Consider the following 24079-nt stretch of genomic DNA (forward strand, 5'->3'; position numbering starts at 1 on the left):
TGTGATGTTCGTAAAAATCCAATAAGTAGAAAACACGGATTTTCAAAAAGACAATTAGAGCAAGCTGTAAGCAACATAGATATTGAATATATGCATATGCCTGAATTTGGAATTGCCTCTGAAAAACGAAGAAATTTGAAAACACAAAAAGATTATGACCGCCTTTTTGAAGATTATCAAAATACAACTTTCAAGAATAATTTTTGTGCAATAAACAAATTATATCAAATGTTTTTAAACAAAAAGCGCGTTGCAATCACCTGTTTTGAAGCCAATGTATGCATGTGTCACAGAGGATAACTCGCATTAGCTCTCACTCAATTACCTGATTGGAAATATGAAATTAAACACATCTAAAAAATAAACTTACAGATTTTTTACATATGGAGGTGCTTCTCTTCAAAAATGCCTCCTAGCACCACCACCCTTCTTAACACTTTCAAGTCATGCGTGATTCACGAAATGGGTGAATTGCGTCTCAATGTAGGAGAAAAGATATGGCACCTCATAAAGCTATCATAACGCAAGCAGACATTGCACGAGCTTTAAGAGAAGCAAAAAAACAAAAATGCGAACTCATAGAAATCAAACCTACCGGTGAACTGCTTATCTATCTTAAAGCAGATATCCCAATACCAAACTCAACAGCACATCCTGATAAAATATGGAATTTATCTCGTGATGATTATGAATTTGATATCGTCTTATAGGTGATCACCATGCCAAAACCACGCCCCCCTCATCTCGTTAAACAAATTACTCAACATGGCAAAATTGTATGGTATGTACGTATTGGTCACGGCAAACGCATTAGAATACGCGGTACCTATGGAACGCAAGAGTTTGTTGATAACTACAAAAGCGCACTTGCCGAATTACAAGGGCTTATACTTCCTAAATCCAAAACCGGTAAACTTGTTGAAGGGTGATTTGCATGGCTGCTTAAACAGTATTTAAACAGCTCTAATTGGCATAACCTCTCTACAGTTACAAAAAAGCAAAGAGAATACATCCTTATGAAGATATGCGATTCCGTAGGAGATATCCCATACCAAGCAATTAATAAGAAACATATCATAGCTGGAGTTGAACGGCGTAAAGAAACACCAGCAATGGCTAGAGAATTTCTGAAAGTACTTAATGGGCTTTTTAATTGGGCGATTGACCAAGGTCTTTTGGAAAACAATCCGACTTTAGGGGTCAAAAAACCTCCTCTAAAAAATAAAGGGGGCTTTCCTGTTTGGACAGAAGAAGATGTTGAGAAATATTATAAAAGATGGTCCCATGGTACCCATGAACGTGTTTGGATTGATGTTCTTCTTTACACGGGGTTGCGCCGTGGTGACGCCGTTCGTATTGGTTGGAAAGATGTTAAAGATAATATCATTCATCTCAAAACAGAAAAAAGTAAATTCCAAACAGATGTTTTTCTACCCATTTTGCCTGAATTAGCAGAAACCCTTAAAATTGGTCCTATTGGAAATGAAACATTCATTTGCGGGAAAAATGGAAATAAGCTCGTAAAAGAAAGTTTTGGCAACCTGTTTCGTGAAGCATGTAATACAGCAGGTATTAAAAAATCAGCCCATGGATTGAGAAAATTAGCAGCAACACGCGCAGCTAACTCTGGTGCAACAGTATCACAACTCAAAGCAATTTTTGGCTGGACACATGATGCTATGGCATCTCTCTACACAAAGAGCGCAGATCGCAAAAAACTCGCTCTTGAAGCCATAAAAAAGCTTCAAAAAGATGGGGGATAGAGGAAAAAAAATGTAATAGAATCAGGATTCCTCAATTCCCTTATATTAGACATAACTATTTTATTTTACTTGCTTTTTATTTGCCTAATGAATATACTAGCAACTTCATAACATTGGTAAGATTATCCGGCGGGCTATTATTAAAAGAATCAGAAAGTTTTTTGTAAAATTCTTTCCACAAACATTTATTTTCAATAAAGCCACCTAATTCATCAGCCTTAGCTTTAGCAAAGATATAACCAAAGTCTTCTAAAGCTTTAATGCGATAAAGAGTGAGATTATAAAATACATGCGTTTCATTTATTAAAGCAAATTCTTTTCTTTAAAAAGGTTATAGCCTTCTATCTAACAGCGTTTTTGCTGTAAAATTCAAATTATCGATCTGCTCAACTAAAGAACTTTCATTGTTTAGCTTTTGTGCTTTTTTCAAAGAGATGTGGGCTTTCAAGAATAAGCTTTTCTCGTGCTTTTTGTAACTGTTTAATGACTTCATCAATCTTTGATGGAGAACAAAAAGATTCTTGGCTATTCAACAAATGCAGCCTCTCCTTTCCCTCATACAAACATTGCATCTGAGATTGAAGTATTCTAACTTCTTGAAAAAAAAGACGTCCTGTTTCCTTAAAACCATTATTAAGTGCAAAAAGTTGATCAGAAATGGATAGCAGAATTTGTTTTAAAAAACGCTCATTTTCTTGGCGTTTACGATATTCTAAAATAAGAGCATGGCTTATCTCATCTAACTGTTTTTTTGTAGAATCAATTTGACGCAATAAATTTGGTTTTTCCCCCATATCACCTTTTCTCACCTTCACAAGCATAGCATGAATGTCTAATAACTTAATTGCGGAATGAGATAAATAATCAACAACTGTAGGCGTATTAACATAGCGTTTCCGTGCAATCATCACAAACTCACCTAATGACTGTTTTTTACATTCATCCCGCTATTTATTTTTCATTTTACAAGACCATTCTAAAGAAAGTGCTAAAAAATATTACCTCCAATACATTATTCGATGGAGCCCCTTCTCTCTTTTCACGATCAACGTGGAATCCGTGGAGAGAGAAAACGTACAGGTGTATAAAGGATAAGATGTGTTGTTTTTTCCAACACACTACTACCATCAGCAAGAAGGGCTTGACTAGGTGACAATTCTGTACCTTGCATAATTGTGGAAGCCAAAGAACCTTCTCGAGAAAGAGCCATCAACGTTGGCGAAGATGCAAAGACATTGTGTGCTCCCCCATCCACATGAGAGAAATCAAGAACAGCTATTCCATTTTTACGCAACATTTCAATATCTGAGCCATCGCCCACACGATGATGACCACCCGTAAGACGTCCTGAAACCGCAAGAGCTTTATCCGCTCTGGATACTAAAATAGCGGTTGGCTGCGGGAGTTTTTTTATATCATTAAGTTGGCGCTCAAATACATCAACATCAATATCTGGTGCAGCCATTAATAAACTTGTAATACGACGAATAGGCCTATATTTTCCCTGTAACGCTAACGTTCTAAATGCTTCCATTATAACAAAATTGCCCATAGAATGTGCAATAACCGAAATTTGATCAGCATTGGTTTCACTAATAAGTGTTAAAAGCTCTATCAATCCGTCACGGGCAAAATTAGCACTGTCACGATCATAAATATAAAGAGGAACTGATCCGGCCGAAGGCCAAGAATAATGCACAGCGACAACATTTAAAGAATAATCGTGTGTAAACTGTGCTGTACGAAATGTACCATCTGCAAAATTATTATTATACCCATGGATAAAAAGAAAAATTTCTCTTTTTCCTTTTGGCTTTTTTGCTAAAGCAGCATTTAATCGCTGTTTAAACTGTTCTTTATTATCGTATTTTTGCAATGCTACTGCTGCAAAATACTTATCATGCGTAGGTTTATAGGCATTTATTTCAACAACTCCCTTTACATGTTGCTGAGGAATTCCTACGTCAACACGATTATAATGAACTTTATTTGATCGCTCTGCACCATAAGGTTGAGCGTAATTATTTTGCATCATACGACTCGTTGCAACATACACTGGAACGATGGCTTTTGGAGAAACTGGTTTCCCTTCAACTTCCCTTTCTACGGCAGTCATAGAAGGTGTTGCATGCACCCCATGCCAAAGTACAGCACGTGAATCACTACACGCTGATAATAAAGAAATACAAATAAGAAGTGTTAAATATCTCAGAATCATTATACTTCTCAATGCAACTTCACCCCACCTTATAAAAATATAACATTTCAAATGCATAGATAAAGTAATAAAAAACGAAACATTATTGGCAACACACCAACAAATAACATACAAAAAAGATTTTTCTATAATGCCTATAAATCCCCTCTCTCTAACATAACTTCATCTCATTATGGAGATGACTCACTGCTAATTGGTGCGGTCGAGAAGACTCGAACTTCCACGGGTTACCCCACAGCGACCTCAACGCTGCGCGTCTACCAATTCCGCCACGACCGCACGTGGAAAGAAAAAATCCTAGTTTTTAGCCTTTAACAAATCATAAAGAAAGGTACAAGCCAATTTTCTTTTTCTCATAATTTATTTTATCCGGATGCTTTATAACTTAACAAAGATTACGAGAAATATGGGCTTTACTATGACCTTTGAACCATCATCATAAAATGTGCTTGTGCCGCTTGATCTTTTTCATAATAACCATGAAAGTTTTTTGTAATTGTTGTAGAGCCCTGTTTTTGGATTCCTCTCATAGCCATACACATGTGCTCAGCCTCAATCAATACTGCTACACCATGAGGCTTCAGATACGTTTTTAACGCGTGAGCCACTTGCGCTGTCATAGCTTCTTGAGTTTGTAAACGGCGAGAAAAAATATCTACAACACGTACAATTTTTGAAAGACCAACAATTTTTGCATTAGGAAGATATGCTATATGTGCTTTCCCAATAATTGGGATCATGTGATGCTCACAGTGTGAATAAAAAGGTATATTCTTTACGATTACGGCTTCATTGTATCCTGAAACCTCTTCAAAAACTGTACCTAAGGTTTCTTTAACCGATTGACTATAACCATTAAAAAGCTCGCGATATGCCTTGGCTATACGTTTTGGAGTATCTAAAAGCCCTTCTCTATTTGGATTTTCCCCTATCCATAAGAGTAATGTACGAATCGCTTCTTCCACCTTTTCAATACTCGGACGCTTTTCTTCAGATAAATTTGCGTCTTCTTTAACAACATTACGCATTCAAAAACTCCAAGCTTACTCTATACAAAGCATTTGCTCCATACCTATCTCATTTTGTATAATCTCTATATAAGCGAATTAAAAGTTTAAACAATCACGACTCTCAAAATTTCAGGCAATAGCGCATGATTGATAATATCTATAATGATAAAATACTTAAATATGCTGCACATATAGGCAAAATTGGGCGTCTTAATAATCCTGATGCAACATCAAGAAAACATGCGCACCTTTGTGGTTCGACAATCACTGTAGATTTAAAAGTGGAAAATGGTATTATTACCGGTTTTGCTCACGAAATACATGCATGTGTGCTAGGGCAAGCTTCAGCTTCACTTTTAGCATCTCATATCATCGGACAAACAACTCAAGATCTTAAAATATTGCGTGAAGTTATCTACCAAATGCTAACGCAAAATGGCCCTTCTCCTCAAGCTCCATTTGAGGATTTTTCTTGCTTACAGCCCATTAAAGACTATAAAGTGCGCCATGCAGCAACACTACTACCCTTTGATGCAACGATAGACTGCATTCAAAAAATTGAAGAAAAATAAATGTTCAAATTACAATCTCGACAAAAAAAGTTGACTCGGAATTACACAGGCACTTGGCAAAAAACATCTGGACGATTATTGGGTGTTTTCTTAATACGTTTCTATCAAATAACACTTTCAAGCCTTATAGGCAATCAATGTCGCCATGCCCCAACTTGTTCAGAATATACATATGAAGCGATTGCACGCCATGGGCTTTGGGCTGGTGCATGGATGGGACTCTTTCGTATCATACGTTGTGGTCCCTTTGGAACAGATGGCTTTGATCCAGTCCCTCCATCGCTTGGAAATTCTTGCTGTTTTTATAAACCTTGGCGTTACTGGAAAATTTCTGACAAACACAACAAATAATCCTTTTCTTTTTTCACATGTATTGATAAAAAAATTAGTCTATAAGCTTTTTACTCAATTTTCACGAAACCATCCGCAATCGTTAGCGGAATTGGATTAAAAGGGTGTTTTTATGTCTTGCTCTATTTCTCTTTTTTTTCCCGATGGTTCAAAACGTAATTACCCCGCCGAAATGACAGGCTTGGAATTAGCAGAATCTATTTCTAAATCACTTGCAAAAAAAGCAGTCGCCTATAATCTTGATGGTATCATGCGAGACTTATCGGATCCATTGGGACAATCTGGTCAAGTAGAGATTATTACCCGAGAAGATTCACGCGCTCTTGAGCTCATAAGGCATGATTGCGCCCATGTCCTTGCTGAAGCAGTGCAAGAGCTCTTTCCTGAAACGCAAGTAACAATAGGTCCTGTCATTGAGAATGGATTCTATTATGATTTTGCACGCCAACAACCTTTTACATTAGATGATCTCACCGTCATTGAACAGAAAATGCATGAAATTATCCAACGCAATAAACCTTTTAGAAAAGAAATTTGGTCTCGTGAAAAAACAAGAAAAGTTTTTTCTGAGAAAAAGGAATTTTATAAAGTTGAACTTATTGATAGCATTCCTGAAAATCAAGATTTAAAAATCTATTATCAAGGGGAGTGGTTTGATCTTTGTCGCGGACCGCACATGCAATCTACAGGGCAAATTGGGAATGCTTTCAAATTAATGAAAGTTGCAGGAGCTTATTGGCGTGGCGATGCCAATAATCCAATGCTCACGAGAATTTATGGAACAGCATTTGCAAATGAAAATGACTTAAAAGCCTACCTCCATATGCTAGAAGAAGCTGAAAAACGTGATCATCGCCGCTTGGGACGTGAAATGGACTTATTTCACTTTCAAGAAGAAGGGCCAGGAATGATTTTTTGGCACAAAAAAGGTTGGAAAATGTTCCAAAATTTGATCAGCTATATGCGTAGACGCCTTGATGATCATCAATATGCTGAAGTTAATGCACCACAAGTTCTCGATAGGTCACTCTGGGAAATATCTGGCCATTGGGGTTGGTATAAGGAGAATATGTTCAAAGTAATTTCAGCAGAAGAAGATTCAGATCATGGGAATGTTTATGCCCTTAAACCAATGAATTGCCCTGGTCATGTGCAAATTTTTAAACATGGTTTAAAATCTTATCGTGATTTGCCTATTAGACTTGCTGAATTTGGACTTGTTCATCGTTATGAGCCTTCAGGCTCTTTACATGGTCTTATGCGTGTGCGTGGTTTTACACAAGATGATGCGCATATTTTTTGTACTGATGAACAATTAGCCGATGAATGTCTCAGTATTAATGATCTTATTTTATCAACTTATGCTGATTTTGGTTTTAAAGGAATTAGTCTTAAGCTTTCAACACGTCCAGAAAAACGAGTTGGATCTGATGCATTATGGGATCATGCAGAAAGTATCATGGAATCTGTCCTTAAAACGATTGAAACAAAATTTGCAGGACAAATCAAAACAAGCATCCTTCCAGGTGAAGGAGCATTTTATGGTCCAAAATTTGAATATACATTAAAGGATGCTATCGGTCGTGAATGGCAATGTGGAACAACACAAATAGACTTTAATCTCCCTGAACGTTTTGGTGCATTCTATATTGATAAAGATTCAGAAAAACGTCAACCTGTTATGATCCACCGTGCTATTTTTGGATCAATGGAGCGTTTTCTTGGTATATTAATTGAAAATTTTGCTGGACATATGCCACTTTGGCTTGCTCCTGAACAAATTGTTGTTGCAACAATTACATCCGAAGCAAATGAATATGCCCAAAAAATAACAGCAAAACTTAAAGCTACTGGGCTTTCCGCAACAATAGATCTCCGCAATGAAAAAATTAACTATAAAATACGAGAACATTCTTTACAAAAAGTCCCCGTAATTTTGGTATGTGGCAAACGTGAAGCTGAAACAAACAGCGTAAATATGCGCCGCTTAGGAAGTACAAATCAAACCCTTTTATCTGTAGAAGATGTGATTAAACAACTCTCAAATGAAGCAACACCTCCAGATTTGCAACGTGTAATAAATGCATAATATCACGGAAGATGGTAATACGTTAATTTTTTACTATAAATCTTCAGTTTTTGTACAAAATGAAATAATTTGATATTGTAGTGTGTTTTTGTTTCATGCACAATGACCTATCATCAGAAAGAATAACGTGCTCTCTCTCTACAAGGTGGATTGGTGAAAAAGTTGAATATAAGCTATGAGCTGTTTAAATGAAAAAATCATAGACAATTGAATATTAATAATAACATTAACCTTTTACCTTTATAATGGAAAGATTCTTCTATTATCATGGATAGATCATTACAATAATTATAGCAACATCAAGCAAGGAAACTGAAAACAAGATTATATTTATTAATAAAAAATATGTAAAATTAGCTGAACAATGATATTTCTTATTCGTAAGATAAGCCCTTATAAAAAGGACAAGATATTGATTTATAATGATAATATATCATTATTCATATTAAATAAGGTTTCGAATATCATAGGCTTCTCTTATTTTTAATATGTTTATGTTGAATCTATCAAAATCATTTGCTTGCACGAAACAAGCGGAATGAGTGTGTGGATAAAAATTATTGAGAAAGGACTTTTAAAATGCCTACAATGAACCGCCTAAAGTGCTAAGGATTGTTGCAGTCATTGAGAACAGGCTATAACTATAATGATGATGCCGACTTGATCCTTCATAAATATAAAAATAGCGGTACTCAACGAGTTTACCATTAATCATTCACGAGGCATTATGGTAAAATAAGATTAAGAAGCCTTAAGAAACATCTCTTTAAAACAAGCACATGAATTGGTAAACTAATGGCATTCTACATCCCGCAATCTACACTGATGAGATATTGCCTTAATTTTTATAAAGCCAAATCAAAAAAATGGCAAAACTCAGCGTTTATTCTTTCTCTTCTTCATGTTTTACCAAATGAAAAACTCTTATAAAAACTCGTTAAATATACACATACGATATATGACTACTCGTTGAACGTATAAAATTCTGGGCACATCCATAAAACATCTAAATATCTACGAAACACATATAAAATAAAAAATATTATTATCGTGCTCTATCAAGAACACGCTTACATTCAATGAGTTCAAACAGAATTTCTTGTAACAATGCTTTATCAGTTTTATCTTTGTAAAGATTCACAGAACCGACAGATGTTTCTCCCTCACTCCTCATGAAACTCAAAAGCCCAAAAGAAGATTTCTTAGGCTTATTGCTAGCATTTTCAGAAGTTTGTCCTGCATGTTTCTTCTCTATGACCACATTCATAGCATCAAGATCACCATTACCCAATGCAGTTACAAAAGCAACACCATTTTCTTTCAAAAGGCGTTGAACACCTTTTATCGTATAACCCTGATCATATAGTAACTGCTTAATACCATTGAGCAAATCAACATCGACCGGACGATAATAGCGCCTTCCTCCGCTACGTTTCATTGGTTTAATCTGCCTAAAACGTGTTTCCCAAAATCTTAAGACATGCTGCGGAAGCTCTAATAACTCCGCTACTTCGCTAATTGTGCGAAAAGCATCAGAGCTTTTATCCATTTTGTAACACCTTATTTAAAACAAAATAAATTACTTCACAATGACTCATTCTGTCTCAATTTCTCAACAAGATTAGTCAAAAATAAGACCATCATTGATACCTTACTCACCAGTCTTTTTCTAAAAAATAAAGACCCTTATTTTATCCATTTCTTTAACAAATACCAAACATACCATGGCATTTATTTATGAGATATCATTTTTTCTGTTTTGCACGATGCGAATCTAAAATTCTCTGTTTAAGAACATTGGCAGCCTTAAACGTCACAACACGTCGCGGCGGAATAGGTGCTTCAACACCTGTTTTTGGATTGCGTCCAACACGTTCATTTTTACTGCGAACCTGAAAAGTTGCAAAAGAAGATAATTTAACCGCTTCACCTCTTACAAGTGAGTTGCAAATCTCATCCAAAACCAATTCGACTAAAGCTGCTGATTCAGTATGTGACAAGCCCACTCTTTTACAAACTACGCTCGCTAAATCTGCACGCGTTACTGTCTTACTTGTCATTATAACCACCTATTAAAATATTAAAAATTACAAAATGACTTATACGTTTTCTTGAAATATGGTCAAGTAGCCATAATTTACCAACGAATAAGAATTGCTCCCCATGTAAATCCACCTCCCATGGCTTCTAACATGATAAGATCTCCTTCTTTTATTTTTCCATCGCAAACAGCTGTTGTTAAAGCCAACGGAACTGATGCAGCAGACGTATTACCATGTTGATCAACGGTAATCACAACTTTATCTAGTGAAATTCCCAGCTTTTTAGCAGATGCTTCAATAATGCGCTTATTAGCCTGATGAGGTACAAACCAATCTAGTTGTGAAGAATCCATACCAGCAGCTGCAAAACAATCATCAACCACATCCGTTATCATACCAACAGCATATTTAAAAACTTCTCGTCCTTCCATACGCAAATAGCCTGTCGTTTGTGTTGTTGAAGGTCCACCATCAACATATAGCTTATCTATATAAGCACCATTAGAGCGCAATTTCGCAGACAATATACCACGCTCAAAAGCAATATCCCCCTCAGTTTCTTGTGCTTCCAAAATAACAGCACCCGCACCATCACCAAACAAAACACATGTCGTACGATCTTCCCAATCTAAAATTCGAGAAAATGTATCGGATCCAATAACTAAAATTCTTTTAGCTCCCCCACACCGTAAATAAGAATCTCCTGTTGTTAAAGCAAAAATAAAACCAGAGCAAACAGCTTGAATATCAAAAGCAAATCCATGGCTCATTCCCAAAGCATGCTGAATTTCAACAGCAGAAGCAGGAAAAGTACGATTCGGGGTAGACGTTGCTAAAATAATACAATCGATGTCTTTTATTGTTAAACCAGCATTTGTAAGTGCTGCTTGCGCAGCCTCAACTCCTAAAGAAACAGTTGTTTCATTTTCACTGGCAATATAACGTTGGCGTATTCCTGTACGCTGAACAATCCATGAATCTGACGTTTCAACAAACTTTGCAATCTCATCATTTGATAAACTTCTTTTCGGCAAAGCACTTCCTACACCACGTATAATTGACCGAATCATTTAGCTCTTACCTTTTCTTCAAATTTTTCATTTCTATTATAAGAGCTTATCATAAGGACTCTCCATTCATCACCGCTTCATCTTCTTGGTCAAAAAGTGTTTCTTTATTTTCATGAAATCGCCGTAAATCAGCCGTTATTTTTTGTAAAAGTCCATTATTAACCATTTTATAACCAACGCGGATAGCAGAAGCAAAGCCATTAGCATTAGCACTGCCATGACTTTTTATAACAACACCATTCAAACCTAAAAGCACTCCTCCATTCACCCTATCAGGATCCATTTTATGTTTCAGTATACGAAAAGCACCCCGTGATAAAAAATAACCAAGAGATGTTAAAAAAGAACTGCGCATTGCAGAGTTTAAAATCTCTCCTATCTGTCGCGCGGTTCCTTCTGCGGTTTTTAAAGCAATATTACCAGAAAACCCCTCTGTCACAACAACATCGACTGTTCCTTTTCCAATGTCATTGCCCTCAACAAATCCTTTATATTCCAATCCTTCTAATTGCACTTCACGCAATATCATTCCTGCTTTTTTTATTTCATAAAGTCCTTTAACCTCTTCCACCCCCACATTTAAAAGCCCAACACTTGGTCTTTCAGTGTGATATAAAGCGCGAAACATACCTGCTCCCATAACCGCCAAATCAACCAACTGACTAGCAGAGGCACCAATTGTTGCTCCAATATCTAAAACAATACTCTCACTGCGCAGTGTTGGCCAGATACCCGCAATACCAGGACGTTCAGCCTCTGCAAGCATTTTCAAACAAAAATAAGACATGGCCATGAGTGCACCCGTATTACCAGCAGAAATGCAAGCATCAGCTTCACCATTTTTTACCGCTTCAATGGCGTACCACATTGATGATTTACCACGTCCATTACGAAGTGCTTGGCTTGGCTTTTCATCCATGCGTGTATAACTTTCTGTAGGGCAAAAGCGCGATACAGAATCCAAACAGGGATATTTTTTTAAAACCGGACGAACAGCCTCCTCTACTCCATAAAATAGAAAATAAATATTTGATAAATATTTTTGTACAATTGCTGCTCCTGCAATAGCTGCTTCTGGACCGTAATCACCGCCCATGACATCCACAGAAATTCTAATCACGCTTGCATATCCCACATCTTTTCATTTACATCTTTAAATACATATTATGATTTTTGGCTCCTGAATACTCACACAGCACATCTTGCGAAAATCGCTTCGCAGAAAATACCGTTTAGCATACAATAGATATTTTTTGTATGTTTTTACAATCACTTCCAATTTTTCAGAACAGAAAATGGAGAGAATTTTCGCTCTGCTTCTTCTAAATTTTCACCCATATTCATCTTTATCCCTTCTTTACGTGGATAATGATTAATAGACAACTCAAAAAACTCTTCCATGATTGCGCCAATATCAATTTTATCATCATAAAATACTTCAGGAGTATCAAGCCCCTCCACATCTAAAAACAATTCCCCTGTATCCTCTGATATTTTGGGCTTCATCAAATTTGAATCTTCAGGAACAAAAACAACCTCAATATTTTCACAAAGGATATTTTCTAATGGTTCTAATGTAACAACACATAACTGTAGTATACGCGCTTGCAACAGACCTTTTATACGCACTCCGCGTTTTTTCCATGGGAAAATATGGAATTTTCCCTCACAAGATTTTACTTCAATTAAATCATGGTTCTGGGCTAAATGTGTACATTCTTTTTTGTTTGCACAAAAATGAACCCTTATACCTTTAGCAGGTAGAGAACGTACAGATATTGGATAAGCTAAAGCAAATGTCATTTGAGGAACATTTTGAACATTCATTGACAACTCCCAAACATAAAAACGCGTAAAGCACTATGTTTTTATTTATCTCAAGTATTTATGCATTTTTTTCTTTTCTAAAGAAATTCTATATGGCATAATTTGCTTTATAACAGGGAAACTCAGTGTAAGCTACGGTAGATTAAGTTAAAATTAGAAAAAACTTGAGGTTGCCTTCTTGTCCTACATCTCAGTATAAAAAGGAGATACTATTGTTTCAAATGCCTCACATAATAGCCTTAATCAAACGTAAATTATTGATTGGTCTATCAATAGCAAGCATAGGAATGCTTTCTGGGTGTAGCCTTCTTGATTCTTCAGGTTCGAGCCAAATTTATAGAGAAGGCTATGTTCTTGATAAAAATGCTCTAAGTTCTATCTCTATTGGCTCCAGTCAAGAGCAAGTTCTTTTAACTTTAGGGACCCCTTCATTAAAAACAAAATATGATAATGAAGTTTTTTATTACATCTCACAGACACGTTATCGTGGGATGCAGTTTATGAAAACAAAGATTATTGATCGCAAAGTTTTAGCCATTTACTTCAATAAAAATAATCAAGTTGCAAAAGTTGCAAATTACGGATTACAAGACGGTCAAGTGTTTGATTTTATTACACAAACAACGCCAACTGTAACGAAAGAACATCCTTTCTTAATTCAAATTATAAAAGGCCCTGCGAATTTGCCACCCCATAACTAAATTATATAGTCTGCATACCGTTTCAATATTATAGGTCTGATAATATCAGATCTATAATAGGGGGGATTTGTAACTCTTAGAGGCGAACTTTTTTTGCCATACTGTCAAGAACTGCATTAACAAGTTTTGGCTCATCACCTTCAAAAAATGCCTTTGCTATGTCAACATACTCATTCATGACAACCGCAACGGGAACATCTTTACGGTTGATCAACTCCCATAAACCTGCTCGTAAAATTGCTCGCAATATAGAATCAAGACGTGAAAGAGACCACTCTGCAGAAAGCTGTTGATGAAGCAGCGGATCAAGCTGCTTTTGATCTTTTACAACACCCGTTATAATAGCCAAAAACCATTGAAAATCAGCTTCAAGATATTGGTCTCCATCAATATCTTTTCCCAAACGATAAGCCTCATACTCAGCTGCCGTTTCCATCACCCCCGAACCCACGATATCCATTTGATAGAGTGCTTGAACTGCAGCGAGTCTTGCTGCTCCACGTTTATTGGCTGAACGCGGAAAATGTCTGCTTTTTATATCAGCCATATTTAACGATTATCTCCAAATCTCTTTTTTAGAGCGATCATACATAAAGCAGCTTCAGCCGCAAAACCACCTTTATTTTTGTCATCTAGTTTTGCACGCACCCATGCTTGTTCTTTGTTTTCAACAGTCAAAATACCATTTCCAATAGCCAAGTGCTGATGAACAGTTAAATCCATCAATGCACGACAAGAATCATTAGCAACAATTTCAAAGTGATATGTTTCACCCCGAATAACACAACCAAGAGCAACATAACCATCATACGATATCTTGTTTTGTTCAGCAAAAGCTATTGCACTTGGTATTTCTAATGCTCCAGGAACCGTTACAACATCATAACTTGCTTCAGCTTTTTGCAAAGTATTCACCGCACCTCTCAAAAGCGCATCAGAAATCCCCTCATAAAAACGTGCCTCAACAATCAATACGTGAGGCTTTTTAACTATCTCTTTCATCATAATGGAATTCCACAAAAAACGAATCAAAAAAATCAAAGTTATAAAGCATAAAATTCTGAAAACGATCAATAGAGTGTTGGCTTATTCATCTTCTCTTTTTAAAGTAAAAAGTTTTGCAGCATAACGAGCAAGTTGATCAATTTCCAAATTGACCCGATCTCCAATTTTAGCTTGTCCCCACGTTGTCATTTCAAGTGTATGGCGAATAATAAGAACATCAAAAACACAATCCTCAACACCATTAACAGTCAAAGATGTCCCATTAAGTGCAATAGATCCCTTATTAACAATGAAAGGCATAAATTGTCTTGAAACTTTTAAATAAAAGCGAATTGCATCCCCTTCATTTTTTTGATCAATGATTTCAGCCAAACCATCAATATGACCAGAAACTAAATGTCCTCCCATTTCATCACCCAATCGAAGCGAACGTTCCAAATTAACAAAAGTTCCTTTTATCCATTGTGCAAGATTTGTTAAACGTAATGTTTCTTCCCACGCCTCGACAACAAACCAATTGGAATCTTCTTGCTTTAATCCTCGCTCTACAATTGTCAGACAAATTCCTGAACAAGCAATTGACGCGCCAATTGCTAAGCTTTCTATAGCATAGCGGGTAGAAATCTTTAAACGCATCCCCTGCTTTAAAGGTTGAACATCTTCAACACAACCAATATCCGTTATAATTCCTGTGAACATAATGTCTTACGTCTCCACTTATAAAAACGGTCATTTCCAAACATTCTTGTCTCAATTTCATGAAACTGCGAGAGATAATTTCCAAAATGAGGGGCTTCAATACGATTTTTGCCTAAAACAATGGGGGTATGAAAACATATCAAATGATCAACACAACCAGCATTCAAAAATTTTTCCCCTGTCTTGACGCCTCCTTCCAATAAAACACTATTAATCCCATGTTTATAAAGCATCTGTAAAAGAGCAAAGGGTTCTACACAACCATTGTTCATCTCGACCGAATAAACAGACACACCATATTGCTCCAATGCATTTTTTTTGCTTTTCTTTGAAAGATCCACATCACAAATAACCCATGTAGGAATTTTTATGGCTGTTTGGACAACTTTTGCATCAAGGGGGATAGATAAATCTGCATCCAAAATAATACGAATTGGTGAGCGCATCTCCATCCCTGGCAAGCGGCAATTGAGTTGTGGATCATCTGCTAATATAGTACCAATACCAACGAGGATAGCATTATTTTGAGCACGTAGAATATGCGTATAGGCATGAGAAAGTGTTCCACTAATTTTTACGCTGCCCTTCTCTCTTTTTCCAACACCATTATCGGCAGAAATTGCCATTTTAAAAGTGACCGCACAGCGTTGTATCTTCCTTATGCACCAATGCGTCCATAAGGATTCAAAAGCCTCTTCAGCTAAAATGCCCTCAACCACTTCAATACCCGCCGCTCGCAAAAGAGCAATACCATGACCATCAACACGCTTGTCACAATCAGTCAGCGCAACAACAACTCGAGAAACACCTGAATCAATAAGCGCATTCACACACGGCGAAGTTTTTCCATAATGCGCACAAGGTTCTAAAGTAACATAAGCAGTCGCTCCTTGAGCCAAAGAACCTGCCATGTGTAAAGCTTGCACTTCCGCATGAGGGCTCCCATGAATAGCTGTTACGCCATAGCCAACAATAAACGCCCCCACAGCACCATTATCGTTTCGCACAATTAACGTACCAACGGAAGGATTCTCACCTGTAAGACCGACATGACGTTCTGCTAAACGAATAGCTGCAGCCATAAACCGTTCATCTTGCACTTTTTTATTCATCAAAACGAGATTCTGTATCCGCGATACCCTTTGACAATTCATCTATAACATCGTGAAAATCGCTTGCATTACGAAAATCTCGATACACAGAAGCAAAGCGAATATAAGCAATATCATCAATTCTTTTCAATGCTTCCATCACAAGATACCCAATTTTTTCTGAAGAAATCTCTGGTTCTCCCAAACTTTCAAGCTGGCGTACAATGCCAGAAATTGCTCGTTCAATATGATCAGGATCAATATTGCGCTTACGTACAGCCACATCAACTGATCGCATTAACTTATCACGATCGAAGGGTTCACATCGTCCACTTTTTTTAGCAACCAAGAGCTCACGCAACTGAACACGTTCAAAAGTTGTAAAACGACCACCACAAACGGAACACACACGGCGGCGGCGAATCACTGCCCCCTCTTCTGCTGGACGTGAGTCTTTGACCTGTGTATCCTCATATTGGCAGTAAGGACAGCGCATCCTTTGTATCCTTAACGAGTGGTAAGATAAGAGTAAAGAGGAAATTGATTCGTTATATCTTTTACCTTTTTCTCAACAGCCATTTCAACGGCATGATTATCTTCATCACTTTTTGCACTCCGAAGACCATCAAGAACTTCTGAAATCAGATGACCAACTTGAATAAACTCTTTTTCTAAAAAACCACGCGTCGTGGCAGCAGGTGATCCCAAACGAATTCCTGATGTTATAGATGGCGTTTCAGAATCAAAAGGAATGCCATTTTTGTTGCAGGTAATATGAGCGCGTCCCAAAGCCAATTCAGCACGTTTACCTGTTAGATTTTTGGAACGTAAATCAATTAACAACAAGTGATTATCTGTACCACCAGAAACAATATTAAAACCATTACCCTGTAATGTTTTTGCTAAAGTTTTCGCATTAGCGACAACATTGGCACTATAATTCTTAAAAGAGGGACGCAAAGCCTCCTCAAACGCAACAGCCTTTGCGGCAATCACATGCATTAAAGGACCACCTTGAAGACCCGGAAAAATTGCAGAATTAATTTTTCTGGATAAAGCCTCATCATTTGTCAATATTAAACCACCACGAGGACCTCGAAGCGACTTATGTGTTGTTGTTGTTACAATATGCGCATGTGGAACAGGTGAAGGATGCACGCCACCAGCAACAAGACCAGCAATATGAGACATATCAACGAGTAGATGAGCACCAATCTCATCTGCAATTTCACGGAATCGTTTCCAATCCCATAGCCGTGGATAAGATGAGCCCCCTGCTATAATAAGTTTTGGCTTACGTTCTTTTGCAAGCTGCTCAACCTCATCCATATCAATAATCTGATCTTCTTGACGCACACCATAGGAAACAACATCAAACCATTTTCCTGACATATTAACAGGTGAACCATGCGTAAGGTGACCTCCAGCATTTAAATCCAATCCCATAAATGTGTCACCAGGCTGAAGTAAAGCTAAAAAGACAGCTTGATTCATTTGGCTACCAGAATTAGGCTGTACATTCGCAAACGCAGCACCGAAAAGCTGTTTTGCCCTTTCAATAGCTAAATCTTCAACGACATCAACAAATTGACACCCACCATAGTAGCGCTTTCTTGGATAACCTTCTGCATACTTATTGGTTAAAACAGACCCCTGCGCTTCAAGGACCGCTCTTGAAACAATATTCTCTGAAGCAATCAGCTCAATTTCATGTTGTTGACGCTCAAACTCCCCTCTAATTGCGTCAAAAATTGCACCATCAACAGTTTGTAAATTATCATTAAAAAAGCGCTTTTGTGCGTCATTTTCTTGTTGAGTCATAAACACATTCCTAACATAAAAAAATAAATTCAAGGAACGATAACACAGCAAACCATGCAAACCAAACATTTTAAACTACTTACACTCAAAAATAATGAGGCAAATATTTATCTTATTCTTTGTTATAAAAACAGCGAAAAACTTCCCTCTCGAGAATGGTAAAAAATGAAATTACATTTCTTTTTTACACTCTTATTTGTTTACACCTTTTACAAAAAAAATCTATAATCTAAAGAAATTCAATAATTTAATGATTAAAAATAATTTATAATGTGAAAAGCTGAATATAATAGGCAAAGTTAATACGAAGGCAAATAAGAATGCTAACCAAAGTTTTTATTGATGGTGAACATGGCACAACCGGACTACAAATACAAAAACGCTTAGAAAGGCGTACAGATTTAAAACTACTCTCTCTTGCTCATAAAGATCGCCATAATGTTCATCTGCGACAAGACTATCTTAATCAAGCCGATATTGCTATTTTGTGTCTTCCAGATGATACTGCACGCGAAACAGTTCATTGGCTTAAAAAAAATAAAAACATTAGGATTATTGATAGCTCGACAGCCCACCGTGTTGCACCAGACTGGGTTTACGGTTTTCCTGAAATGACAGCAGGACAAAGAAAGCGCATCCAAGCAGCACATTATATAACCAATCCCGGATGCTATCCTACCGGTGCCATTAGTTTGATTCGCCCACTCCGTGAAGCAGGACTGCTAGACGCCGATTATCCCATCTCGATTAATGCAATCTCCGGCTATACCGGTGGTGGAAAACAGTTGATTTTACAAATGGAAAATCAATCTCAACAAAATATTCAGGACAATTATTTTATCTATGGTCTTAATCTTGAACACAAACATGTGCCAGAAATTAAAATCTATGGACAAATCAATCAAACCCCAGTTTTTATACCAAGTGTGAGTCGTTTTCCCCAAGGAATGATTGTGAATCTTCCTCTGCATCGCCATTTATTCACAAAATCAGCAAACTGTTCTGATTTGCGCGAAATTCTCGCAAACCATTACGAAGGACAAAATACCATTTTAGTCGCATCACAAGAAGAAACTGTTTCACTTGAAAGACTTAATCCAGAGTGTTTAGCCAATAAAGATGGTATGAAACTGTTCGTATTTGGAAATGATCGTGAAGGTATTTTCAATCTCAGCGCTATATTCGATAATTTAGGAAAAGGCGCATCAGCTGCAGCTATCCAAAACCTCGATTTAATGCTTTCAAGCAACTAAACCTCCCTACTCACAAACTTTTATTCAACAACGGGATAAGCCCCTTTTGTTGCTCGCCAATGCGCAACAACAAAACACAACACGACTAATGCCATACTTTGATGAATGAGCCCTAAACTTATCGGAACCTCATGTAACAGTGTCAAAATACCTAAAAGTGCTTGGATAATAATCATAACACAGATAAGAAATGCACGACGAGAGTGGGTTGAACGGGGAACATTTTTTTGTACATAGAAAGCATGAATAGCCGAGGCAATCAATAAAAAATAAGCAAAAAATCTATGAATAAACTGAACCGTTAAGGGATTTTCGAATAAATTGAGCCAAACAGGACGATGCTGTAACAATCCATCAGGAATAATCTGACCATCCATAAGGGGCCATGTATTATAGACTTTTCCTGCATGAAGCCCTGCAACCAAAGCACCCCAATAAATCTCTATCAAGACGAGAATAACAAGCCAAGCCGCAAAATATTGCACCTTTTGATTTGCTGGCTTTTCTGAGTATTCTGCAAGTCCTCGAGATAAATAAGTAACAAAAACAATAACAAAACATGCCGTTATAAGATGAAATGCCAAACGATATTGGCTCACACTTGTTAAACTACTTTGCCCAATCCCTGAAGCAACCATCCACCAACCAATAAAGCCTTGAAAGGCGATAAGAATAGGTACAACAATAAGCGGGAGTAAGATATTTTTTTCAACACGCTTAGTCGCCCAAAACCAAATGAGCCCCAATAAAGCGACAAGACCAACAAGACGCCCAAGAACACGATGCGCCCATTCCCACCAAAAAATGACCTTAAAAGCACTTAAGGTCATATCAGGATTAAGCAGCTTATATTGTGCTATCTGTTGATATTTTAAAAATTCCTCTTGCCATTGATCCACACCAATCGGTGGAATAACGCCGTGTATTGGCTTCCATTCCGTTATAGATAATCCTGATCCCGTCAAACGAGTAGCGCCACCCACTAAGACAATTGCCAAACACAGCAATAAAATAGAGTAAAGCCACACCTGTATATGTTTTCTATTTTCCTTTTGCACAGGCGTTAAAATGCTATTGTTTAATCTCTTTACTACCATCTCTGATTGCCCCACGCTTCTCTCCAACTAAAATGCATTTTAAAATTTAAACATTAACTTTTTGTCTATTTTAGTATGTACTACAACTTTAGCAAAAAACAAGCGTACCACTATAACATGCGATATATATTTCTTTTTTACTTTACGAAGCTTATGATGTTACAACACGATAAACAGTCTTTGGAAAGCTGTCTACCATCCGCATCATCCATTCTTGTTCATTAAGAACAGTATTACAAATATAATAGTCTGTTAGCTCTGCAAATTGCTCAAACCCATATTTTGGTTCGCTTGCCATCTCTAGGATGATAAAATCATATTCTTTTTTAAATTCTTGTAATATATGAAAAATATCATTTGAAAAATCTTGTGCTGAAATGGCACTTGTTAACCCCTGAGGAAGAATATCAACCCCCGTATCATAATCACGGTAAATAACATCATGCAACTTGGCATTGCCCGTTAAAATATCACTCAGTCCGCGATGTGGGCCAATGACTTTCTCTATTTGTTGACCAGAAATATCGACCAACAAAATTGTTTTGTTCTCTTTTGTGAGATGAAGTGAAAGCTTTGCCGCTGTCCGTGCAGCCTCTGGTCCAATGATTGAAATAATGGTTGAAGCACGCCATTTCAAAACATCAGATAATCCCTCTATCGTAATAAAAGCTTCAAAATTTTTCATTTCTTGAGAGACTAAAATATTCTCATTCTTCTTAAGAGAATTTTCTTTTGATCTCAAATCCTCTTCTGAGATTTGGTCTTTTTTCCTTTTAAAGCACGGATAGAATAACAAGATTCCTAGCAAAAGAGTAAGGAAGCTGGCCAATGCACTCACAAGAATATTTTTTCCATAAAGAGCCATAAAAGAAATTGGTGCTAACGTTATTGGCATAACCACGTGGATATTTGTATTTTGTAAGAGAAGAGGATTATCACTCAATCCCCAATATGAACCAATGACTTTTTCTCTTCGTTGAACAGACTTACTCATCGCTTTATTTTGGACATCGATCGCTGCTTTTATTTTATTTTCAAATTCATTAAATATTTCATTCAAAGATTGGGATTGATCTTTTATAAAAAAACTCACCCTTTTTTGAAGCTGTTTTTCCAATTCCGTTGCAATAACCTCATCTGAATGAACTTGATAAACAATCTGTAAAATTTTATTTTTTAATTGATGAGAAACTGTCTCTAATTCTGCAGTCATCGCTTTAATTTGAGGATGTGTCCACCCTAATTGTGCAGCCATATGTGCTCTTTGCGTTTCCAAGAGATCACGTTTAGATTCCAGAGCAACAATTGCTGAATTGCCTGCAATAAACGATAAAGACAGTAAAGACTGCCCATTTTCACGCATCATGTTAATCGTTGAATTCAAACTTGTTAAATGAATACGCTTTAAAGTTGCTTGCGTTAATTGCATCGAAAGATTATGAAGCTCTGTTTGTTTTACACCACGCTGAATAAAAGAATCAATAGATTTACAAAATTCCTGCACGATATTAAGGATTGCAATATTATCATATTGTTTATCTTCTAATTTATCATTTAACAAGAATTGTTTCTGTTTTATGATTGCTTGTGAAAATGCGGAAAACAAAGTTTCCAACCCACGTTGAGCTGCTTCAAGTGTCTCGGCTTCAAAAATAAGATCGATAAAATCACCATGACGCGATAAACGGATATTTTCATGATTTTTTTTCTTATAAGAAGCACTTAAAGAAAAATTCGAATCATTGAAGAACATAGGCTGTGAAAACAAAAAAGCGATAACATTGTCTTGCTTTTTAATTGGTAATGGCTTTCCTACAGAATCAGATAATGAAAATGTTAAAGTTGCTTGGTAACCACGGGGCTGGACAAAATAATACAACCAAATCAAAGATACACATAGCATTTGTAATAGCAAAACAATCAAAATGCTTCGCCATACGGTACGTACGAATAGTCTTTTATTACATATAAGACTCATCTTTATTTTAACCAGCAAAATACTTCTTCATATTGTTTTATTAAGAGAAAGTAGTAACTATCCTCTTAACTTGCTGTCATATTATTTTGAGATAATAAAAATATAAAATTTAAGCACAAATGTTCAAAAATAGCTTTAAAGAACTTAATTCATATTTTTTTTGAGGCTCTCTAGTTGTTTTTTTGCTTCAGAAGTAACAACCGCTCTAATGGTAATAGACCCATCATCATGCCCTTCTTGCACTATTTCCGCAGAGTTTTCATAAAACCAATCAATAAGCGACATTTCATGAGGTTGTAAAAGATATTCAATGCTTTGCACCTCTCCAAAAATTCGCTTTTCAATGGCTCTTAATAATTGATCGAGTCCATCCCCCTTAAGTGCTGATACCATGAGAGCAGGATTTAATCGCGTCTTTGCGCTTGTTTGTAAAACATTCAATGCTTGCTCATCTAACATATCAATCTTATTCCAAACTTCTATGATGTGCTCCATATCATCAATATCGATATCAAGACTTGAAAGCACTTCTAAAACATCTTGGGCATGTGCTAGATGATCAAGATCTGACATATCTCTTACATGAAGAATGAGATCCGCTTCAACCACTTCTTCAAGGGTTGCTCTAAAAGCTGCAATCAAATTCGTTGGCAAGTTAGAAATAAACCCTACAGTATCAGACAAAAGAACAGTTTTTCCATGGGGAAGAACAACTTTGCGCAAAGTCGGATCAAGCGTTGCAAATAACATATTCTTTGCTAAAACATCTGCACCGCTTAAACGGTTAAAGAGAGTTGACTTTCCTGTATTCGTATATCCTACCAGTGCTACAACAGGATAAGATGTTTTTTTCCTTTTTGCTCTATGAAGTGCACGTGTTTTAATAACCGTTTGCAATTCGCGGCGAATACGAATAATTTTTTCTTGTAAAAGACGCCTATCTGCTTCAATTTGCGTCTCACCAGGTCCACCTAGGAAGCCACGCCCCCCCCGTTGCCTTTCCAAGTGCGTCCAACTCCGCACAAGCCTCCCTTTTTGATAGGACAAACGCGCTAACTCTACTTGCAAAACTCCTTCTTTTGTTCGTGCACGGTCCCCAAAAATTTCAAGAATCAAAGCCGTTCTATCGATAACTTTGCAATTCCACAATTTTTCTAAATTACGCTGCTGTACTGGCGTTAAAAAGTGATCTACAATCGCAAGCTCAATAGAATATTCATCTATATAACAGGTTAACGCATCTACTTTACCTTTTCCAAAGAGAGTCGCAGAGCGAGGCGTTGCAATATTAATCGTTTCATAATTAACAACTTCTAACCTTATAGCACGTGCTAACCCCAATGATTCTTTAACACGAGAAGATATAGAACACTCTCTCAAAGAGCTTTCACTTCTATTTTCTTGAAAAATCGGTATTAAAACAAGTGCGCGCACCTGTCCTGTATTCTGCGAAAATACCCCTCCTAATCTCTCATTTTCATTTATCATAGCA

The 24079-nt window shown here is 36.8% G+C and carries 24 protein-coding genes, 1 tRNA gene and 1 pseudogene; 8 read left to right on the forward strand and 18 right to left on the reverse strand.

The features are described 5' to 3' along the window. The 3 genes and pseudogenes from ACFINU_RS06435 to ACFINU_RS06445 all read left to right on the forward strand — a co-directional run. A partial coding sequence (locus tag ACFINU_RS06435; protein ID WP_375618496.1) for a DUF488 family protein occupies positions 1–300 on the forward strand: 300 nt, incomplete at its 5' end. Positions 301–497: 197 nt separating this feature from the next. Further along, a complete protein-coding gene (locus ACFINU_RS06440; RefSeq protein WP_375618497.1) occupies positions 498–710 on the forward strand; it encodes a hypothetical protein in 213 nt (70 codons plus the stop codon). A gap of 9 nt (positions 711–719) precedes the next feature. Beyond that, positions 720–1763: pseudogene (locus ACFINU_RS06445) on the forward strand (tyrosine-type recombinase/integrase). Positions 1764–2164: 401 nt separating this feature from the next. Here the strand turns inward: ACFINU_RS06445 and ACFINU_RS06450 are convergent. The 4 genes from ACFINU_RS06450 to folE all read right to left on the reverse strand — a co-directional run bounded on the left by ACFINU_RS06450 (position 2165) and on the right by folE (position 5009). Continuing rightward, a complete protein-coding gene (locus ACFINU_RS06450; protein ID WP_015856440.1) occupies positions 2165–2671 on the reverse strand; it encodes a hypothetical protein in 507 nt (168 codons plus the stop codon). A 137-nt stretch (positions 2672–2808) separates the two neighbouring features. After that, complete coding sequence (locus tag ACFINU_RS06455) at positions 2809–3981, reverse strand: alpha/beta hydrolase (RefSeq protein WP_375618498.1); 1173 nt, start codon at positions 3979–3981, stop codon at positions 2809–2811. A gap of 194 nt (positions 3982–4175) precedes the next feature. Beyond that, positions 4176–4260: transfer RNA gene (locus tag ACFINU_RS06460), tRNA-Leu, on the reverse strand. Positions 4261–4397: 137 nt separating this feature from the next. After that, a complete protein-coding gene (gene folE, locus ACFINU_RS06465; protein WP_375611579.1) occupies positions 4398–5009 on the reverse strand; it encodes a GTP cyclohydrolase I FolE in 612 nt (203 codons plus the stop codon). A 125-nt stretch (positions 5010–5134) separates the two neighbouring features. Here folE and ACFINU_RS06470 point away from each other — a divergent pair, with 125 nt between their 5' ends. The 3 genes from ACFINU_RS06470 to thrS all read left to right on the forward strand — a co-directional run bounded on the left by ACFINU_RS06470 (position 5135) and on the right by thrS (position 8003). Further along, positions 5135–5563: an iron-sulfur cluster assembly scaffold protein gene (locus ACFINU_RS06470; RefSeq protein WP_375618499.1), complete on the forward strand. Its 429-nt coding sequence runs from the start codon at positions 5135–5137 to the stop codon at positions 5561–5563. After that, on the forward strand, positions 5564–5914 hold the full coding sequence (gene yidD / locus ACFINU_RS06475) for a membrane protein insertion efficiency factor YidD (protein WP_375618500.1): 351 nt from the start codon (positions 5564–5566) through the stop codon (positions 5912–5914). A 112-nt stretch (positions 5915–6026) separates the two neighbouring features. Then, entirely contained in the window at positions 6027–8003 is a 1977-nt protein-coding gene (thrS, locus tag ACFINU_RS06480; protein WP_375618501.1) for a threonine--tRNA ligase, read from the forward strand. Between the two features lie 1045 nt (positions 8004–9048). Here thrS and ACFINU_RS06485 read toward each other — a convergent pair. From ACFINU_RS06485 to ACFINU_RS06505, 5 genes are all read right to left on the reverse strand, one after another. Further along, positions 9049–9552, reverse strand: coding sequence for a MerR family transcriptional regulator (locus tag ACFINU_RS06485; RefSeq protein ID WP_375618502.1), 504 nt, complete (start codon positions 9550–9552; stop codon positions 9049–9051). Positions 9553–9748: 196 nt separating this feature from the next. After that, the gene (locus tag ACFINU_RS06490) at positions 9749–10063 is read right to left on the reverse strand and encodes an integration host factor subunit alpha (protein ID WP_273791377.1); all 315 of its coding nucleotides are present in this window, start codon (positions 10061–10063) and stop codon (positions 9749–9751) included. A 77-nt stretch (positions 10064–10140) separates the two neighbouring features. Beyond that, positions 10141–11115, reverse strand: coding sequence for a beta-ketoacyl-ACP synthase III (locus ACFINU_RS06495; RefSeq protein WP_375607115.1), 975 nt, complete (start codon positions 11113–11115; stop codon positions 10141–10143). 49 nt (positions 11116–11164) lie between these two features. Then, positions 11165–12235: a phosphate acyltransferase PlsX gene (gene plsX / locus ACFINU_RS06500; protein WP_375618503.1), complete on the reverse strand. Its 1071-nt coding sequence runs from the start codon at positions 12233–12235 to the stop codon at positions 11165–11167. A gap of 149 nt (positions 12236–12384) precedes the next feature. Continuing rightward, positions 12385–12942 carry a DUF177 domain-containing protein gene (locus ACFINU_RS06505; protein WP_375618504.1) on the reverse strand — a complete coding sequence of 186 codons (558 nt, stop codon included), beginning with the start codon at positions 12940–12942 and terminating at the stop codon, positions 12385–12387. A gap of 221 nt (positions 12943–13163) precedes the next feature. Here ACFINU_RS06505 and ACFINU_RS06510 point away from each other — a divergent pair, with 221 nt between their 5' ends. After that, positions 13164–13643: an outer membrane protein assembly factor BamE gene (locus ACFINU_RS06510; protein ID WP_375618522.1), complete on the forward strand. Its 480-nt coding sequence runs from the start codon at positions 13164–13166 to the stop codon at positions 13641–13643. Between the two features lie 76 nt (positions 13644–13719). Here the strand turns inward: ACFINU_RS06510 and nusB are convergent, their stop codons facing one another. The 6 genes from nusB to glyA all read right to left on the reverse strand — a co-directional run bounded on the left by nusB (position 13720) and on the right by glyA (position 18259). Next, positions 13720–14190, reverse strand: coding sequence for a transcription antitermination factor NusB (nusB, locus tag ACFINU_RS06515; protein WP_015856452.1), 471 nt, complete (start codon positions 14188–14190; stop codon positions 13720–13722). Between the two features lie 2 nt (positions 14191–14192). Next, positions 14193–14648, reverse strand: a complete 456-nt coding sequence (locus ACFINU_RS06520) for a 6,7-dimethyl-8-ribityllumazine synthase (RefSeq protein ID WP_375618505.1) — start codon at positions 14646–14648, stop codon at positions 14193–14195. An 81-nt stretch (positions 14649–14729) separates the two neighbouring features. Further along, on the reverse strand, positions 14730–15347 hold the full coding sequence (locus ACFINU_RS06525) for a riboflavin synthase (RefSeq protein WP_375611571.1): 618 nt from the start codon (positions 15345–15347) through the stop codon (positions 14730–14732). Beyond that, positions 15329–16459, reverse strand: a complete 1131-nt coding sequence (ribD, locus tag ACFINU_RS06530) for a bifunctional diaminohydroxyphosphoribosylaminopyrimidine deaminase/5-amino-6-(5-phosphoribosylamino)uracil reductase RibD (RefSeq protein ID WP_375618523.1) — start codon at positions 16457–16459, stop codon at positions 15329–15331. The genes ACFINU_RS06525 and ribD overlap by 19 nt, the downstream gene beginning before the upstream one ends. Further along, the gene (gene nrdR / locus ACFINU_RS06535; RefSeq protein ID WP_375618506.1) at positions 16452–16934 is read right to left on the reverse strand and encodes a transcriptional regulator NrdR; all 483 of its coding nucleotides are present in this window, start codon (positions 16932–16934) and stop codon (positions 16452–16454) included. The genes ribD and nrdR overlap by 8 nt, the downstream gene beginning before the upstream one ends. A gap of 11 nt (positions 16935–16945) precedes the next feature. Continuing rightward, positions 16946–18259 carry a serine hydroxymethyltransferase gene (glyA, locus tag ACFINU_RS06540; RefSeq protein WP_375618507.1) on the reverse strand — a complete coding sequence of 438 codons (1314 nt, stop codon included), beginning with the start codon at positions 18257–18259 and terminating at the stop codon, positions 16946–16948. Positions 18260–18579: 320 nt separating this feature from the next. Here glyA and argC point away from each other — a divergent pair, with 320 nt between their 5' ends. Continuing rightward, positions 18580–19512 carry an N-acetyl-gamma-glutamyl-phosphate reductase gene (gene argC / locus ACFINU_RS06545; RefSeq protein ID WP_375618508.1) on the forward strand — a complete coding sequence of 311 codons (933 nt, stop codon included), beginning with the start codon at positions 18580–18582 and terminating at the stop codon, positions 19510–19512. A 20-nt stretch (positions 19513–19532) separates the two neighbouring features. Here argC and ACFINU_RS06550 read toward each other — a convergent pair whose 3' ends face one another. The 3 genes from ACFINU_RS06550 to hflX form a co-directional block, all read right to left on the reverse strand. Further along, positions 19533–20609 carry a COX15/CtaA family protein gene (locus ACFINU_RS06550; protein WP_375618509.1) on the reverse strand — a complete coding sequence of 359 codons (1077 nt, stop codon included), beginning with the start codon at positions 20607–20609 and terminating at the stop codon, positions 19533–19535. A 151-nt stretch (positions 20610–20760) separates the two neighbouring features. After that, positions 20761–22587, reverse strand: coding sequence for a hypothetical protein (locus ACFINU_RS06555; protein ID WP_375618510.1), 1827 nt, complete (start codon positions 22585–22587; stop codon positions 20761–20763). 144 nt (positions 22588–22731) lie between these two features. Next, positions 22732–24075: a GTPase HflX gene (hflX, locus tag ACFINU_RS06560; protein ID WP_375618511.1), complete on the reverse strand. Its 1344-nt coding sequence runs from the start codon at positions 24073–24075 to the stop codon at positions 22732–22734. Positions 24076–24079 lie beyond the last annotated feature (4 nt).

This window comes from Bartonella sp. AC130YNZD, assembly GCF_042196865.1.
GTDB lineage: Bacteria > Pseudomonadota > Alphaproteobacteria > Rhizobiales > Rhizobiaceae > Bartonella.